This window comes from Halomonas sp. HL-93 (assembly GCF_900086985.1).
GTDB lineage: Bacteria > Pseudomonadota > Gammaproteobacteria > Pseudomonadales > Halomonadaceae > Vreelandella.
Genome location: NZ_LT593974.1, coordinates 2,705,751 through 2,721,899, shown reverse-complemented (window position 1 = coordinate 2,721,899; position 16,149 = coordinate 2,705,751). Strand labels below are relative to the sequence as shown.

At 58.7% G+C, this 16,149-nt stretch carries 15 protein-coding genes; 7 read left to right on the top strand and 8 right to left on the bottom strand.

The window, feature by feature from the left end:
* Positions 1-6 precede the first annotated feature (6 nt).
* The 5 genes from GA0071314_RS12660 to GA0071314_RS12640 form a co-directional block, all read right to left on the bottom strand.
* Positions 7-1,053 (bottom strand): TRAP transporter substrate-binding protein, encoded by a 1,047-nt coding sequence (locus GA0071314_RS12660; RefSeq protein WP_074396979.1) that lies wholly within the window; start codon positions 1,051-1,053, stop codon positions 7-9.
* Between the two features lie 87 nt (positions 1,054-1,140).
* A complete protein-coding gene (locus GA0071314_RS12655; protein WP_074396978.1) occupies positions 1,141-2,430 on the bottom strand; it encodes a TRAP transporter large permease in 1,290 nt (429 codons plus the stop codon).
* A gap of 13 nt (positions 2,431-2,443) precedes the next feature.
* Positions 2,444-3,667 carry a CaiB/BaiF CoA transferase family protein gene (locus GA0071314_RS12650; protein WP_074396977.1) on the bottom strand — a complete coding sequence of 408 codons (1,224 nt, stop codon included), beginning with the start codon at positions 3,665-3,667 and terminating at the stop codon, positions 2,444-2,446.
* A gap of 42 nt (positions 3,668-3,709) precedes the next feature.
* Entirely contained in the window at positions 3,710-4,405 is a 696-nt protein-coding gene (locus GA0071314_RS12645) for a GntR family transcriptional regulator (protein ID WP_027336189.1), read from the bottom strand.
* A gap of 453 nt (positions 4,406-4,858) precedes the next feature.
* On the bottom strand, positions 4,859-5,812 hold the full coding sequence (locus GA0071314_RS12640) for a LysR family transcriptional regulator (RefSeq protein WP_074396976.1): 954 nt from the start codon (positions 5,810-5,812) through the stop codon (positions 4,859-4,861).
* Positions 5,813-5,972: 160 nt separating this feature from the next.
* On the opposite strand from GA0071314_RS12640, the gene GA0071314_RS12635 reads away from it, so the two are divergent.
* The 7 genes from GA0071314_RS12635 (at position 5,973) to speB (ending at position 12,112) form a co-directional block, all read left to right on the top strand.
* Positions 5,973-6,803 carry a transporter substrate-binding domain-containing protein gene (locus GA0071314_RS12635; protein ID WP_074396975.1) on the top strand — a complete coding sequence of 277 codons (831 nt, stop codon included), beginning with the start codon at positions 5,973-5,975 and terminating at the stop codon, positions 6,801-6,803.
* A gap of 26 nt (positions 6,804-6,829) precedes the next feature.
* On the top strand, positions 6,830-7,486 hold the full coding sequence (locus tag GA0071314_RS12630; RefSeq protein WP_074396974.1) for an amino acid ABC transporter permease: 657 nt from the start codon (positions 6,830-6,832) through the stop codon (positions 7,484-7,486).
* Positions 7,487-7,499: 13 nt separating this feature from the next.
* A complete protein-coding gene (locus GA0071314_RS12625; protein ID WP_082934251.1) occupies positions 7,500-8,198 on the top strand; it encodes an amino acid ABC transporter permease in 699 nt (232 codons plus the stop codon).
* The gene (locus GA0071314_RS12620) at positions 8,185-9,003 is read left to right on the top strand and encodes an amino acid ABC transporter ATP-binding protein (protein ID WP_074396973.1); all 819 of its coding nucleotides are present in this window, start codon (positions 8,185-8,187) and stop codon (positions 9,001-9,003) included. The genes GA0071314_RS12625 and GA0071314_RS12620 overlap by 14 nt, the downstream gene beginning before the upstream one ends.
* A 79-nt stretch (positions 9,004-9,082) precedes the next feature.
* Entirely contained in the window at positions 9,083-9,802 is a 720-nt protein-coding gene (locus GA0071314_RS12615) for a DUF1989 domain-containing protein (RefSeq protein ID WP_074396972.1), read from the top strand.
* Between the two features lie 23 nt (positions 9,803-9,825).
* Complete coding sequence (locus tag GA0071314_RS12610) at positions 9,826-11,115, top strand: M20 family metallo-hydrolase (protein ID WP_074396971.1); 1,290 nt, start codon at positions 9,826-9,828, stop codon at positions 11,113-11,115.
* Between the two features lie 10 nt (positions 11,116-11,125).
* Entirely contained in the window at positions 11,126-12,112 is a 987-nt protein-coding gene (speB, locus tag GA0071314_RS12605) for an agmatinase (protein ID WP_074396970.1), read from the top strand.
* A gap of 131 nt (positions 12,113-12,243) precedes the next feature.
* Here the strand turns inward: speB and GA0071314_RS12600 are convergent, their stop codons facing one another.
* From GA0071314_RS12600 to GA0071314_RS12590, 3 genes are read right to left on the bottom strand one after another with little or no spacing between them, the layout of a single operon-like run.
* The gene (locus tag GA0071314_RS12600; protein WP_074396969.1) at positions 12,244-13,386 is read right to left on the bottom strand and encodes a mandelate racemase/muconate lactonizing enzyme family protein; all 1,143 of its coding nucleotides are present in this window, start codon (positions 13,384-13,386) and stop codon (positions 12,244-12,246) included.
* On the bottom strand, positions 13,383-14,582 hold the full coding sequence (locus GA0071314_RS12595) for an iron-containing alcohol dehydrogenase (RefSeq protein ID WP_074396968.1): 1,200 nt from the start codon (positions 14,580-14,582) through the stop codon (positions 13,383-13,385). Before GA0071314_RS12595 ends, GA0071314_RS12600 begins: the two co-directional genes overlap by 4 nt.
* A 5-nt stretch (positions 14,583-14,587) precedes the next feature.
* A complete protein-coding gene (locus GA0071314_RS12590) occupies positions 14,588-16,081 on the bottom strand; it encodes an aldehyde dehydrogenase (RefSeq protein WP_074396967.1) in 1,494 nt (497 codons plus the stop codon).
* Positions 16,082-16,149: the final 68 nt, after the last annotated feature.

Below are 16,149 nucleotides of genomic sequence, written 5' to 3'. Positions count from 1 at the left end.
TCCTCCTCAGGCCTCGCCCAGGGCCAGGGCGATGGCGCGCTCGCCGACCTCTTCGCCGACCTCTTCTTTCCAGTGCTCCCAGACGGCATCGGTGGCGGCGTTGAAGGTCTCGAGGTCTTCCTCGCTGGGCTCGATGACCTCGATGCCTTCTTCCTCCATCATCGGCCAGTATTCGTTGGGGTAAACGTCGTCGTTACAGTGGGTGACAAAGTTGTCGTCGTACCACTCGGCGGCCTCCTCGAGGGCCGCACGGACGTCGCCGTCCAGGCTGTCCCAGCGGTCGCGCAGCATGAAGGGCGCCACCGTGAAGGCGGTGGTGGGCAGCTTGTAGCAGGTGGAGAGCTGCTCGAACAGGCTGCGCCCCACGACCGTGGAGATGTTGAAGATGCCAGCGTCCACGGTGCCACGCTGGAGCGCCTGGTAGGTCTCCGACGAGGGGATGCGGGTGGCGCCGATGTCGAATTCCTCCAGTGCGGTGGTCGCCTCGTAGCCCACTACGCGGATCTTCTTGCCGCGCAGGTCCTCCAGGGAGCGGATCGGGTTGTCCTCGGTGCTCCAGATGTACTCTGGCTCGAGGATGCCGCCGCCAGAGCAGAGCATGTAGAGGTTCTCCTCGGCGAGCTGCTCGTTGATCAGCTCCATCAGCGGGCTGCCCAGCTTGAGCCGCTCAGGGTGTTCGTAGAGCGCGTTGACCACCCCGGGCAGGCCGGTGATGCCGAGGATCGGCAGTGAACGGGTGATGTAGGACAGGGTGTGGAACATGAAGTCCACGCTGCCGGCACGCAGGCCGGGCAACTGCTCGTCGGCGGTCAGCAGCTGGCCGGAATGGTGGTAGTCGAAGTTGATAACATCAGCGTGGTTATCGGCTAGGAACTTCACGAAACCGTCTGAGCCGTAGCTTAGCGCCTTGTAGGACGGCGTGATGTAGTTGACTCCGGTGAGGGCGGTGGCGGCCATCGCCCGTGGGGCGAACAGGCTTTGGGTGCCGAACAGGGTGGCGCCGGTGGTGGCGACGGTGCCGTACTTGAGTACTTGGCGACGGGTGAGTGTCATGGTGAGACTCCTTGTTGTTGTGTTTTTACGTGAGGGTTCACTTGGGTTGCATCGGTTGCGACCCCGTGGAGTCGCGTTGCGCCGGGGCTACATCAGCCCCGGCAACCACAGGCTGAGGCCGGGGAAGAGCACGAACAGCATCAGCACGAGGAATTGGACGCCGACGAAGGGCAAGGCGCTGCGGATGATTTCCTCGATGGTGAGTTCCGGGCAGACCCCTCGCAAGGCATAGAGATTGAGCCCGACCGGCGGCGTGACCACGGCGATCTCCAGGTTGAGCACCATGACGATGCCGAACCACAGCGGGTCGTAGCCCAGCGCCTCGATCAGCGGCAGCAGCACCGGGGTAGTGACCACGATCAGCGACACCGCGTCGACCAGCATGCCGAGCAGGATCAGCAGCACCATGACCGCCAGCAGGATCGCCCAGGCCGGCAGGCCGCTGGCCGTGAGAATCTCGGTGAGCAACTGGGGCACGCGTACCATGTTGAGGTAGTCGCCGAAGATCTTGGCGCAGCCCATGATCAGCAGGATTACGCCGCTGATCCGCGCGGTGCTACCGAGTATCTGCAACAACTTGGACCAAGTCAGGCAGCGAAAGATCAGCGCGGCGATGAGGAAGGCCCCCAGAGCCCCGATGCCTGCTGCCTCGCTGGGCGTGGCGAAGCCGGTGTAGATCGAGCCCAGCACCACCAGCACAAGCAGAGCGGCGTGCCAGATGTTGGCAAGGCTCTGGAAACGTTCCTTCCAGGTGAAGCGCTCCTCGGCGGCCGGGGCTTCCTCCGGGTTGAGGCTGACGCGGATGTAGATGTACAGCGACAGCGACAGGGCCAGCACGATGCCGGGCACGATGCCGCCGATGAACAGGTCCGCTACCGAGACGCTGGAGACCGCGCCGTAGATGATGAAGGGTACGCTCGGGGGAATCAGCATCGCCAGGGCGCCAGCGGTGACCACCGAGCCGGCGGCCAGGGTCCGGCTGTAGCCACGCTCGAGCATCTGCGGCACGGCGATGGAGCCCACCGCGGCGACCCCCGCCAGGCTTACCCCGGAGACGGCACCAAACATGGCCGAGGCGCCCACCGAGGAGATCGCCAGGCTGCCGCGCAGCCAATTGAGCCAACGCACCGCGGCCTGGAAGAGGTTGGCGCCCACCGGCGTGGCGCCCAACAGGCTGCCCATCAGGATGAACAGCGGCAGGGCGACCATTTCAAAGAGGTTGAGCTGGCCAAACAGCGACGAGGGCGCGAAGAAGAAGGCCATTGAGCCGCGGGCCATGTAGAGCCCGAGCAGGCCCGAGAGGCCCAGCGCCAGGAAGATGGGGAAGCCGAAGCCGATTAGTCCCACCAATAGGATTACGACGATAATAGGTTCCATGGGGGTGCTCCGGTCAGATCACGCGTTCGTCGCGCAGGGCGTCGAGGGCGTCGGGGGCGAGGCCGAGCCACTCGGCGAGGATAGTCTCGGTGTGCTCGCCGAGCGCGGGTCCTACGTGGCGGACACTTCCCGGGGTTCTGGATAGCCGTGGGAAAACGTTCTGCATCGGCAGTGGTTTGCCGTGGTGATCGGAGACTTCGACGATGGCTTCCCGAGCCTTGAAATGCGGGTCATCAAGCATGTCGGGAGCGCTATAGACCAGGCCCGCTGGGACGCCTGCCTTAGCGAGAAGGTCAACGATGTGCTGAGCGTCGTGCTGGCGTGTCCAGGCCGCTACGAGGTCATCGATGGCCTGCTGGTGCTCGCCGCGCGCCCGGTGCGTGGCATAATCGGGATGGTCGGCCAAGCCTGGCTGGCCCATTGCTTGGCAAAGGCGAGCGAAGACGGTGTCTTGGTTGGCTCCAATGATGACGTCGCGCCCGTCCCGAGCGGGGTAGGCATTGGAGGGAGCGATGCCGCTCAAAAAGCTACCGCTGCGCTCGCGAACCTTACCGGCACGTGCGAATTCAGGAATCAGGCTTTCCATCATCGCCAGTACCGATTCAAAAATGCTGCTATCGACCACTTGGCCGTGTCCAGTGCGTTCGCGTTGGTGGAGGGCCATCATGGTGCCGAGGGCGGCATGCAAGCCCGCCAATGTATCACCGATTGAAATGCCGACGCGGACCGGCGGGCGGTCCGGGTAGCCGCTTAAGTAGCGTAACCCTCCCATGGCTTCGCAGACTGAGGCGAAACCGGCTCTTGAGGCATAAGGCCCGTCCTGACCGAAGCCGGTAACCCTTACCATCACCAAGCCTGGGTTGTCTTGCGAGAGCACGTCGTATGAGAGCCCCCAGCGCTCCATAGTGCCGGGACGAAAGTTCTCGATGATGACATCGGCGTCTTTGGCCAATTTGCGTAATACTTCTTGCCCACGCGTTTGGCGAAGATCCAAGGTAAGCGACTGCTTGTTGCGGGCGATGACGTTCCACCAGAGGGGCTCGCCCGTATCACTATCCTCCGCCCCCCACTGGCGCATGGCGTCACCTTTGCCGGGCGGTTCGACTTTAATTACCTGGGCACCGAAGTCAGCCAATACTTGGCCGCAGTAAGGGCCTGCAATCAGTTGACCGAGTTCCAGGACCTTAATGTCACTCAGTGGAGTAGGAGTAGAGGGTTGGTCTTCGTGTTTAATCATTGTTGTTGTGACGCCTCTATTGGATTATTGGATGGATGCTCGCTAATAGTCAGGAGCATCGGAAAAGCGGAAATGCAGCGACTTTGCAGCGAGTAGGTGAGCGCTCATGACTCGTTCGGCCCATAATGGGCTACCCTCAGTGATGGCTTCCAGAATCTCACGGTGATGGCGCATGCTGCGGCGAAGGCTAGCAAGGTCGTAGTTACCAAAATTACGTCGTATTACCGAGGTGCGTACCACGCTCTCCAACACGGCACTCAGGCGCTGGTTTCCACTCGCGCGAATTAGTTCGCGGTGAAACTCGTGGTTGAGTGAGGCGATCACGTTACGTACCGATGGCTCTGTATCGGCCCTCTCAGTGAGCTGTTCCATTTCTGAAGCCATTGCCTCGAGCCTGACCAGACAATCCTTATGCATGTGCTCACAGGCCATGCGTACCGCCATAGGCTCCAACACCAGTCGCAATTCAAAGACCTCACGAGCATCCTTCTCCGTCCAGGCCGTCACACGAGAGCCGTGATGGGGAATCATCTCAAGCCAACCCTCTGATACCAATTCGCGAAGGGCCTCACGGACGGGCGTTCTGCTCACTTCGAGTTCACGGGCGATATTCGCTTCACGAATGTACTCATGACCTCGGTAGTGGCCATCTAGAATCCGCTGCTTGATGACTTCGTGCACCTTAGTCGTGGCTGTTTGGACCACGGGAGAAGGCGTTGTGTGAACTGCGTTCGCCATCTGTTTTCCTAAAATTGTATGCAGTTTTGAATCTAGCTAAGTTATAAACCCCTATAAATTGAACTTTTGTCTATTATTGTATGCAATGTAGGTGATTCGGAGTAAAGAAGCGCAGCGGACTAGCGTGGTGGCGAGAAGTTAGGGAGGTATACCGAAGGCAACATCAGAATCTCATCCACTTTCTGAGTAGGCGGGCCAATAACATGGGAAAAGAAGTCGCTACCAGATACCCTGATCCCTTCTCATTCATGAGGATGCTGATTGAGCATTTTGGAGTCTTGGCTTGTCGGCTTCGGTCTTCAGCAGTCGTATCTATGGCTTGAGCATCTGCTGGCTGATGCCCAAGTGCTGCTCTTATCTTAGTTATTTATAACTTTCAGGAATTGAGTTTGGCCGTCAAAGTAGCCGAGATTCTTGCACTTGGTCATTGCGACCGCCGCAACAAGGACCAGTCTAATGATATCCATTAAGTGTGAACTCCTCTCCTTTATTAGCATCGGCCAGATGCGATTCTTGCCAAAGCCTGGATACGAGTTCTTGAATAAAGGTCCGCACGATAAGAGAAGGGCGCCGACCTGCACGGGTAACGACGCAAAAGGGCGACGCGATCTCTACTTGATCAGGCAGTAGCGCTTTGAGCTCACCACGCTCAACCCAATGAGCGGCGTAGTAATGGGGTAAATTGCCAATAAAATGGCCGCTCAAGATCATTAACGCTTGGGCCTCCATGTTGGAGGCATGCGCACCAACCTGTGCATTGGGAAAGCTCTTAAGCTCTTGAAGATTGGCGTAAGGCCTGACCACGAAAGGGTGCTTAATGACATCTTCCACCGTGAGTTGGTGGCTGTCGCGTTCAAATAGTGGATGGCGTTTCGCGCAATACATGCCATGCACCTCGGTATAGACCTGACGATGCTGCAAGCCTTCCATTTGGGCCGTTTCAGGCAATATCCCAAGTTGTACGTCTCCGTTGGCGATTTCACCGATTAAACGGTCGGGGCTACTCACATTGATATTCAGGCGTGCCTTGGGATTTTTGCGTAAAAACTCACCAATGACGCCTTGTAGATCAAGGTCTACATCCATAATCGTGTTATCAACCACCCCTAAGCGAAGGGTGCCATAGACGGAACTGCGTAACTCGCTCATCTCGCTGTCAAAATCATCGACCGAAGCCAGCAGTAATTTGGCACGCTCATAGACAATGGCGCCACGCTCGGTCAGCTCAAACCCCTGCCGTCCCCGTCGGCAGACGGTAAACCCCACGCGTTCTTCAAGTGCTCGAATGTGGAAGCTGACCGCGGATTGGCTCATGTGGAGCGCCGTTTGCGCACCGGCGAAGCCACGATGCTCGGTGACGGCCAGAAAGACGGAAAGGCTTTTAAGATCAGCGGCTGAAAGCTTCATCAGAATGCTCTACGTTAGTGCGTTTAACATCAATAAAACGGGAGTGAACATCGAAAGATAGCAATTTTATTGTTGCATGGTTCCTGCTTAACTCAAGGTGTTGTTGCTCAGATGGCTTGCGCCACTGAGACCCGAGCATCACTCGTCCGAGGAGATCCCCATGCATCGTACAACGGCTATTACCGCTGGTTTACTGCTCAGCGTCAGCTTTGCCTCCACCGCCCATAGCGATTTGCTTGATGATATTCGCTCAGAGGGCACGTTTACGGTCGGCACTGAAGCGCGTTTCGCCCCTTTCGAATACATTGAAGACGGTGACATCGTCGGCTACTCAGCTGACATCATGGAACACATCATGCCTGAGCTTGGTGAGGACGTGGAATTGATCCGTATGGACCTGCCTTGGCAAGGCATTCTGCCAGGTCTGGAGCGCGAGAGGTTTGATTATGTCGTCACCTCCGTGACCGCCACCCCGGAACGCATGGAACGCTATCACTTAAGCGCCCCCATCGCCGACGCGACCATGGCCATCCTCAAACGCACCGGTGAAGACGACATCAGCTCCCCTGAAGACATCGCGGGCAAAGTCGCGGCAGCGCAGTCGGGGTCGGCGCAATTAGAAGCCCTGGAAGCGTTAGCCGCAGAGCTAGAGGAGGCAGGAACACCGGTTGAGGACATCCGCACCTACACAGGCGTCGATGAGGCCTTTGCCGAGTTGGGAAACGGACGAGTCGATGTGGTCATCAACAGCTTGCCTAACCTGCTAGAAGCCGAGCGTACGCGCCCAGAGGTCTTTGAGGTCGTCGGCACCTTTGGTGATCCGGTTTACTTCTCTTGGGCGGGCCGTGATAACGAGGAAAGTGCTTCGCTAAATGCCTTTATGGACGAGCAAATCCAACGGCTCAATGAGGACGGTACGCTCGAAGAGCTACAGGAAAAATGGTTCGGTTCCACAATGGATCTGCCCGATGAGCTTCCTTCCGCAGAATAAACCGCCACTAACGCTCTGAGTGCCATATGTTTGAGATTCTGCTCAACCACTATCCGGCTCTTGTTGAAGGCTTGACCACCACATTGGTGGTCTCGCTTTCCGCCATCGCATTTGGCTTGGTACTGGGTGTCTTACTGGCTTTCGGATTGATGAGCCGATATCGCCTTTTATCCTGGCCATGCGGCCTTTACCGAAGCTTTTGGCGAGGGACGCCCATCCTGCTGCAATTGCTGTTGGTCTACTACCTGCTGCCGGAAGTGGGTATAGAAATAGCCCCTATCTATGCGGCGATACTCACACTCACGTTGAATACGGCAGCGTTTCAATCGGAAATTTTTCGCAGCGGGATCAGCCACATTCCAGCTGGCCAAATAGAAGCCGCCCGTATGGCGGGGATCTCGGATTGGCAAACCCGGAAGCGCATCATCATGCCTCAGGTGTTCCGCCTTACGTTGCCACCATTAACAAACGAAATCATCACTATCCTCAAAAACTCATCGCTCATCTCGGTGATTGCAGTGACGGAGTTGATGCGGGTTAGCGAGCAAATTGCATCGCGTACGTTTCAGCCACTGGAAACGTACTTGGCGGCGGCGTTGCTTTATCTGGCCGTAAACCTGGTGCTGGCACGCGTCAGCGCTTATTTGGAACGCCGCATGGTCGGCGGTCTCGCCACCGAGTAAGGGAGCGTCCTACATGTTTGATATCGCAATGCTATGGGAAGCACGTGAACTTATTCTACAAGGCTTGTGGAACACGGTATGGATCTGCTTTTTGGGCTGCGTGCTGGCCCTTTCGCTCGGTTTGGTGCTTGCCGCCCTTAGGCTCGCGAACCCCCGGCTATTCGGCTATCCGGTGGCTTGTTACGTGGAGATATGTCGAGGAATTCCGCTGCTAATTCTGCTGTTTTTACTCTACTACGGTGGTCCAAGCATAGGTTTAGACTTAAGCGCGAGCGTCGCTGGCGTTGTCGGTATCGGGTTATACGGCGCGGGATATTTCGCAGAAATTTACCGGGGCGGTTTCAAGTCAGTTCCAAAAGGACATGTGGAAGCGGCGCGCATGCTCGGTATCTCCCCATGGCATGTGTTAACCCGAATCCAGATTCCTCAAATGGCGCGTTTGATAGTGCCGCCAAGCACCAACCAGCTAATCATTTTGGTGAAGGAGTCTGCCCTGATATCGATCATCTCGGTGGATGACCTGACCAAAAATGCCACGTCTATCGTCAATCAGACGTTTCAAGTCATTGAGCCCTACCTGGCGGTTGCCTTGCTCTACTGGCTGATCATCGAACTGATTGCACGAGGCGGCTATGCACTGGAGAAGCGCTTAGCCAATCGTCAGCCACGCCCCATCGAACCACGAGGAGATACCCGCCATGCCCATGGTTGACACGTTAGCGACATCACCGTCTAACCGACAAAAAGCGATTGTCGAGGCGCAGGGCGTAAGCAAGCAATTTGGCGACCTTGAGGTGCTGACCGATATCGACTTCAGTCTTTTGCCTTCCGAGGTGGTGTGTGTGATAGGGCCCTCAGGATCAGGTAAATCGACCCTGTTGCGTTGCCTGGCTTTCTTGGAGCCCTATGATCACGGCAGCGTTTATATCGACAGCCAACTGTTGGGCTACGAAGACAGCGGTGGGAAACGCGTTCGCACAAGCGAGAAGCGCGTGGACGAAGTACGCGCGCAGGTCGGCATGGTGTTTCAGCATTTCCATTTATGGCCCCATCGCACCGCGCTTGAGAACGTGACCGAAGCGCTGCGACTGGTCAACGGTCTTTCGCGACGAGATGCTAACGAGGAAGGCATGGCCATGCTTGAGCAAGTCGGCCTGGCCGACCGTGCCGGGCATTTTCCCGAGAGCCTTTCTGGCGGGCAGAAGCAGCGAGTCGCCATTGCAAGGGCCCTTGCCATGAAACCCAGAGTGATGTTTTTCGATGAACCTACTTCCGCTCTCGACCCTGAGCTGGTTGGGGAAGTGCTGGAGGTAATGAATAAGCTGGCTGCCGACGGCATGACCATGGTGGTGGTCACTCACGAAATGGGCTTTGCCGCAAAAGTGGCCGACCGGGTGATCTTTATGGATCAAGGCCGCGTGGTGGAGAGCGGCGCGCCTGACAAGCTATTCCGCCAACCCCAAAGCGAACGCCTTCAACAATTTCTTAATACCTGGCGCGAGCGCCATATCGATTAACGGACGTACTGCGTCTATCAACCGGTGCCATCCACTTTTTACAACGTAAAGGCGATGGTCAACATCCTTGGAGAACCCTATGAATACTGCGACACCCTTTGATCATGCGCGTATTGAGCAACTGCCCAAAAGTAACACTGAGCCCTGCGGACATAACCACACGCTGGACACGCCAATTTCCCCGGACGGCACGCCTGTCTTGGGGGAGCGTTATGAAGTGGCTGCCCGGGGTGGCCGAGCAGTGCGTCTAAAAGCGGGGCAGACTATCCGCATCATCAATACGCACGGAACCCAGGTGTGCGATACCTGGGCGTTCAGCACCCACAATCTCAATGAATTCATGTCCTGGGAGCATGGCCGTGCCTGGCTCAGCGGGTTAATCCCCAAAGTCGGCGACCCGCTGATAAGCAACCGTCGCCGTCCGATCATGACCCTCACAGCAGATACCTCTCCTGGCATTCACGATACGTTAATGGCCGCCTGCGACCTGTTTCGATACATGACGTTAGGCGTCGAGGACTACCACGACAATTGCGCTGATAACCTCCGCCTGGCCATGAAAGCCATTGGCATTGATGCCCCCGAAGTTCCCCAACCGTTCAATTTGTGGATGAACATTCCGGTTAATGATCAGATGAACGTTGACTGGTGTCCGCCTGTTTCTAAGCCAGGTGATTACGTCGACCTACGCGCTGAAATGGACTGTGTCGTGGCCATGTCATCCTGCCCTCAGGACATCATCCCGATCAATGGGGAGGACTGCGAGCCGGTGGAAGTGCATTTCGAGGTTCACGAATAAACAACACAGTGACGGAGAGCCCAATGGTCCACGACCCTGCCTCGCCCAACGATCAAACCGCTTGTGATCTCCCTGCTATTGCGGCAGCCGTCAACCCGCGGCGTCTAGCCAAGGATCTGGCGACACTTGCGATGATCGGTGCTCGCGAAGATGGCGGTGTGGCGCGTTTAGCGTTGGACAGCCATGACATCAGTGCAAGGCGATGGCTTGTTGAACAGGCCAGCGAGCTAGGGGCTAACGCGAGCGTCGACGCGATGGGTAACGTATTTCTTGATCTGCCCGGCAGCGACCCAGAGCTAGCCCCTGTCGTGACAGGCAGTCATCTCGACAGCCAACCGGCAGGTGGCAAATACGATGGTGCATTGGGGGTATTAGCCGGCCTTGAAGCGCTTCGCGCGCTTAAAGCGGCTGGCTTTACCCCACGCCACCCTTTATCCCTGGTGAGCTGGACAAACGAAGAAGGGGCGCGTTTCTCTCCTGGAACCTCCGGGTCGGCAGTTTTCTGCAATGTGCGAAGCCTTGAGGCAACCCGGCTGATTAAAGATAGCGAGGGCATGACGATGGGGCATGCACTTGATATGTGCTTGGCCGAAATGGACGCCGCCGACGTGCCTCGTCGTCCGATGGCGACGCCTATGCACGCCTTTATTGAGTTGCACATTGAGCAAGGGCCCATCCTTGAGCGAAAGGGGGCCTCTGTGGGGGTCGTCGAGGGCATTCAGGGAGTGAGTTGGTTTGAAGTTACCGTGGAGGGTAGCGCCAACCACGCGGGCACCACACCGCGTGCCCATCGACGCGATGCATTAGAAGGCGCCTGCGCGGTGGCAACCGCGCTAAGGGAAGCAGCACGGGATAGCGAAGATCGTGTGCGCTTTACCATCGGCAAATTCGATGTCAGCCCTGGCTCAGTGAACACGATTCCCGACCGCGTCACCTTCAGTATCGATTTACGACACCCAGAGGGAGCAACACTCAAAGCATTGGAAGCCACGTTCAACGACATCACACAACAAACCTGGGCAGGTTGCCGGGTAACGCTTGCCTCGCTATCCCGGATTGAGCCGGTGGCTTTTCCTGACACCCTGACGGCACAAATCGATGCCACTGCAGGCGAGCTAGGGATCACTGCGCCTCACTTGGTATCGGGCGCCTTTCATGATGCCATTCATCTCGCCAACCACTGCCCAACGGCCATGCTGTTTGTGCCTTGTCACAAGGGGCTTAGTCATCATCCGGATGAACATACCGAGCTCGATGACGCCGTCGTTGGCACGCAACTGTTAGCCGCCAGCTTGGCGCGCTTAAGCCAATAAGGAGCATAAAATGGCCAAAGGCACAGACGGCACTCGCCTCAATGCCGCCACTGGCGAACATTACCTACCCCGCCACGAACCCCGTTACCGAGAGATCGCAAGCTTCCTGCGGGCTCCGCTTGCCGACACTTTGGAAGCGCTGGATATTGCCTTGGTGGGGATTCCGTTTGATGGCGGCGTCAGCAATCGTCCCGGCACTCGTCACGGACCCCGTGAAATACGCAACCAGTCGAGCATGATGCGCAGCGCGCATCACATCACCGGACTGGACCCCTTTGCCCAGGCACGCATTGCTGACATCGGCGATGTGCGATTTTCCTCAATCTACGACCTTGAAAAAGTCTCTGATGATATTGCCGCCTATTACGCGGCCATTCGAAACGCAGGCGTTATTCCACTGAGCGCTGGTGGCGATCATTCAGTTACGTTTCCCATTTTACGCGGCTTAGCGGCCGACGACCCCGTAGGATTGATCCAAATTGATGCCCACACCGATACCTGGGACGAGTTTCAAGGATCGAAATTTCACCATGGCGGACCCTTTCGCCTCGCCTGTGAACAGGGCCTGGTCGATCCCAAGCGTACCGTGCAGATCGGTATTCGTGGTGCCCAGAACACGACGCAAGGCTGGGACTATTCTCATGACACCAGCATGCGCGTCATGTTTATGGAAGAAGTGGATGCGTTGGGTATTGACGCGGTCATCGCGGAAGCCCGTCGCGTCGTCGGCAATGGGCCGGTGTATTTATCGTTCGATATCGACAGCATCGATCCCGCGTTCGCCCCTGGTACCGGTACACCCGAAGTCGGTGGCCTTACCAGCCTGCAAGCACTTCAGCTCGTACGTGGTTTCCGCGGTTTACCGCTCATTGGTGCTGATGTCGTAGAAGTATCACCCCCCTTTGATCCCAGCGGTATCACGGCATTGATGGGCGCCACCCTCATGTATGAGCTTCTTTGCTTGATGGCTGAAGGGGTTGATAACACAAAAACCTAAAATGCCTGAGTTCAACTAAATAAGTTGCAGCAACTACGTGCCGCAAAAATAAATCTTGGCCATTGACCCCTCCGCGATGCCAGAAACAGAGCTTGGCGCGTATTGCCGCAAAAAAGCATTTATGACAGCCGCTATTGCCAAGTTGCCTGGTTGGCGCGGGTGGCCGCGAGACGTGCTTCATCCAGTGTAATGCCGAGGCCAGGTTCGTCAGAGAGTGTCAGCCAGCCTTTGGCATCAGGCTTGATCGCGGTGGTCAGCGGGAAGTCGCGCACTTCGGGTGTCCATTCCGGCGGGTCGAAAGGGTACTCCAGATAAGGACAGCCAGCCGGGCCAACCGCTCCGGCGGTGAGATGCAGGTTGGCGGCAAGACCGATGCCATTGCCCCAGGTATGCGGCGTGAACCATTTGCCCGCCGTGGTGACTTCTTTCGCCAGCCGCGATAAGCCAAGCAGGCCGATTGAGCACACGGCGTCCGGCTGGTAGACGTCAAGGCACTGCTGCCGCAGCATTTCGCGGAATTCGTAGGGTTCGCGGGTCATCTCGCCTCCGGCGATTTTCAGCCGCTCGCCGGTCAGGTCGTTGAGGGCATTCATGCCGGGGTAGTCGCCGCGATAGAGCGGCTCTTCCATCCACAGCACATCATGGTGAATCAACTCCTCAGCCACTTCGCTGGCCTTGGCCAGGTCCCAGGGGGCCTGGGTATCCCACGGCATCCGCCAGCCCTGGTTGCAGTCGACCATCAGGTCGAGATCTTTGCCGACGGCACGACGTACGGCGGCGAGCACCGCGAGGTCATCTTCAAGACGCTGACGGCCAAAGCGTAGTTTCAGGGCGGGGATACCTGCGTCGCGAACCTGTTCGGCGAGGGCAACGACCTGCTCGGTAGGGCGATGGGTGCCGCTGGAGGCGTATGCCTTCAGGCGTGACGAAGTGCCGCCCAACAATTGCCATAACGGTTGGGCTTTGATCTTGCCGATCAAGTCCCATAGAGCGACTTCCAGTGGCCAGCAGCGCCCGGCATGAAAGCCGATGTTGTCGATAACGGCGCTGTGGCGTTCGATGGCTAAGGGGTCCTGCCCAATAAATAGCGACCGGAAGTCGTCGAAGCCATACATGGCATCGCCCGAGCCGATCCCCTCACGGCCTTCGCTGTCGATCACGCGAACGATGGCGGCCGGAAACTTGCGCCGGGGTTGGCTATCCCAGGCCGCCGGGAAGGGTGGGTCGAGCTCGCACTGGTGCTGACTGATCTCGATGCGCTCGATCACGTTCATGCGCTGATCTCCCGGTTCTGGGTGGCAAGCTCGGCGACGCGGCGCGTGAACACGGCCACCGTGGCGTCGGCGAGCCATTGCCAATCATCGCCCGTTGGACGGCGAGCCGCGTTGCGGGCCATGGGCGCGTTCTCGTCTTTTTGCATGGTCAAAGCTAGCGCCTCAGCGTCCAGGGTCAGCGTGGTGAAGGGGGAAAGGGCCTGGTTGAAGTGGGTCTGATCAGCAAGCTCTCGGAACAGCCTGGGCAATTCTTGGGCTTCGGAACCTGCCTTCAGGGCATGGGCCGCTGGCGCGAAGCGTGCTTCATTACCTGTCACGGACCAGGCCAGCGATGCCTCTAGGGCGAGTGTTACGGCGATACCGTGGGGAAGGTGGTAACAGCTACCCAGGGCATGGCCAATGTTATGGGCGATGCCGGTACCGCCATTATCGATAGCCTGGCCCGCCAGGCAAGCGGCTTCCTGCATGCGTTGGCGGGCCACCAGGTCATCCGGGGCGGCCACTGCATTGGGCAGGGCCGCGCCTACCAGCCGGATGGCCTGCAGCGCTGTAGCTTCTATGAACGTGTGTTGCCCCTGGCCGGTCGTGGCCTCCAGGGCGTGGACAAAGGCATCCAGGCCGGTGGTAGCCGTGAGCGTAGCGGGCAGGCCAAGCGTTAATGCCGGGTCGAGCAGGACGGCGTCGGGCAGCAGCTCGTCGCCCCAGGCCCAAAGCTTGCGTCCCTCTGGGTCGGTGAGGATTGAGGTTCGCGTGACTTCGGAGCCGGTACCCGAGGTAGTTGGCACCATCACGGCGGGTACGCGCCCTGCCCAAGGGGTCTTGGCCAGCAGGTAATCCGCCATGTCGCCCGGGCTTTCTGCCAGGGCAGCGACCAGCTTGGCGATGTCCAGCGCGGTGCCGCCACCCAGCCCAATCACCAGGGGGCGGCCGGGCAGGGCACGAACTACGGTCGCGGCCGCATCGGCGGTAGCGACGCTGGGTTCGCCCGCCGGTGCCAGGAAGGTATCTACCTCGGCATCAGCCGTTAGGTCGTCGACCAGGGCATCGACCAGGCCGGTCGCGGCAAGGCCCTGGTCACTGATGAGCATATAACGGCTGGTCCCCAGGCGGCGGCGAAGCTCGGGTAGCTGCCCAAGAGTGCCAGGTCCTGCGATGATCGGTGTCTGACGTCCGGTATGAAAATGGTTCAGGGGCATAGGGCTCAAATCTCGATCCAGGTGGTTTTGAGTTCGGTGTACTTGTCAAAAGCATGGAGCGATTTGTCGCGACCCTGGCCGGATTGCTTGTAGCCACCAAACGGCGCATTGATCGATGTGTGGTCGTAACAGTTGACCCAAACGGTGCCCGCGCGAAGGGCGCGGGCGGCGCGGTGGCCGTCGCGTAGCCGGTCTGTCCAGATCGCCGCTCCGAGGCCGTAGTCGGTGTCATTGGCGATGGCCAATGCCTCATCCAGGTCGTCCACGGTGATTACGACGAGTACCGGGCCGAAGATCTCTTCGCGGGCCACCCGCATATCGTTGGTGACATCGTCGAGTACGGCCGGGGTCAGGTAGTACCCGCCGCTTTCGCTGCGCACTTGCTCACCGCCGAATAGCAGGCGAGCCCCTTCGCGCTGGCCATGTTCGAGATAGCCCTGAACCTTTTCCATGTGTGACTGCTCGATCATTGCCCCCATCTGCACGGCGGGGTCGAGCGGGTCACCGGGCTGAAGTGCCTCGGCCCAACCGCGGAGCTTGGCAAGCAGCGCTTGCTTGACGGTTCGATCGACAATAAGGCGGGTACCCGCGTGGCAGGTCTCGCCCTGGTTGTACCAGACGCCATAGGCGACCGACATGGCGATGGTGTCCAGGTCTTCTACATCACGCGTGACGATATGCGGGCTCTTGCCGCCGCACTCCAGGCCGATACGCTTCATATTGGAGTGCGCGGAATACTCAAGGAAAGCCTTGCCGACCTCGGTGGAGCCGGTAAAGCCCACGGCATCGACGCCCGCATGCAGGCCCAATGCCTTGCCCGCTATGTGACCAAGCCCCGTGACCACCTGGAAAGCCCCGGCGGGGATGCCTGCTTCCATAGCAAGCCCTGCCACCTTGAGGGTTGCCAGGCTGGACTGCTCAGCGGGCTTGAGGATCACCGAGTTGCCAGCGCCCAGTGCCGGACCGATCTTCCAACTGGCGATAATCAGCGGGTAGTTCCAGGGCACCACGGCGGCGACGACGCCCACCGGTTCGCGCTCCACCAGGCAGACGCTGGTCGCGCCGTTAGGCGCCGTTTCACCGTAGAGCTTGTCGAGGGACTCGGCATACCAGCGCAGCCCTCCGACCAGGCCGGGCACATCCACGGTGGTGGTCTGGCCAATCGGCTTGCCGGTTTCCAGGGTCTCAAGTAGCGCAATGTCGTCAAGCTGTGCCTCGATGGCATCCGCCCAGGCGAGCATGCGCGATTTGCGCTCGGTCGGGGGCAGGTCGCGCCACTCGCCACTCTCGAAGCTGCGGCGCGCACTGGCGACGGCGCGGTCGACATCGGCGCTGTCGCAAGCGGCCACCTCGGTGAGCACCTGACCGGTGGCAGGATTCTCTGCGGAAAAGGTGGCGCCGCTGCGAGCCGGGACAAATTGTCCGTCGATATAGGCCAGTTGCGGTAGCGGGAGCGTGCTTGCGCGAGCCTGCCAGTCGGTGTGGGAACGGTCCGTCATCAGATAACCTCGGCGGTGAGTTGGCATGTTTTGGTGATAGTAGGTGCTCAGCTGTGGCCCCACAAACG

Bases quoted from the DNA above. Each gene is read 5' to 3' on its own strand.
- GA0071314_RS12660 (WP_074396979.1), bottom strand. From the start codon at position 1,053: ATGACACTCACCCGTCGCCAAGTACTCAAGTACGGCACCGTCGCCACC.
- GA0071314_RS12655 (WP_074396978.1), bottom strand. From the start codon at position 2,430: ATGGAACCTATTATCGTCGTAATCCTATTGGTGGGACTAATCGGCTTC.
- GA0071314_RS12650 (WP_074396977.1), bottom strand. From the start codon at position 3,667: ATGATTAAACACGAAGACCAACCCTCTACTCCTACTCCACTGAGTGAC.
- GA0071314_RS12645 (WP_027336189.1), bottom strand. From the start codon at position 4,405: ATGGCGAACGCAGTTCACACAACGCCTTCTCCCGTGGTCCAAACAGCC.
- GA0071314_RS12640 (WP_074396976.1), bottom strand. From the start codon at position 5,812: ATGAAGCTTTCAGCCGCTGATCTTAAAAGCCTTTCCGTCTTTCTGGCC.
- GA0071314_RS12635 (WP_074396975.1), top strand. From the start codon at position 5,973: ATGCATCGTACAACGGCTATTACCGCTGGTTTACTGCTCAGCGTCAGC.
- GA0071314_RS12630 (WP_074396974.1), top strand. From the start codon at position 6,830: ATGTTTGAGATTCTGCTCAACCACTATCCGGCTCTTGTTGAAGGCTTG.
- GA0071314_RS12625 (WP_082934251.1), top strand. From the start codon at position 7,500: ATGTTTGATATCGCAATGCTATGGGAAGCACGTGAACTTATTCTACAA.
- GA0071314_RS12620 (WP_074396973.1), top strand. From the start codon at position 8,185: ATGCCCATGGTTGACACGTTAGCGACATCACCGTCTAACCGACAAAAA.
- GA0071314_RS12615 (WP_074396972.1), top strand. From the start codon at position 9,083: ATGAATACTGCGACACCCTTTGATCATGCGCGTATTGAGCAACTGCCC.
- GA0071314_RS12610 (WP_074396971.1), top strand. From the start codon at position 9,826: ATGGTCCACGACCCTGCCTCGCCCAACGATCAAACCGCTTGTGATCTC.
- speB (WP_074396970.1), top strand. From the start codon at position 11,126: ATGGCCAAAGGCACAGACGGCACTCGCCTCAATGCCGCCACTGGCGAA.
- GA0071314_RS12600 (WP_074396969.1), bottom strand. From the start codon at position 13,386: ATGAACGTGATCGAGCGCATCGAGATCAGTCAGCACCAGTGCGAGCTC.
- GA0071314_RS12595 (WP_074396968.1), bottom strand. From the start codon at position 14,582: ATGCCCCTGAACCATTTTCATACCGGACGTCAGACACCGATCATCGCA.
- GA0071314_RS12590 (WP_074396967.1), bottom strand. From the start codon at position 16,081: ATGACGGACCGTTCCCACACCGACTGGCAGGCTCGCGCAAGCACGCTC.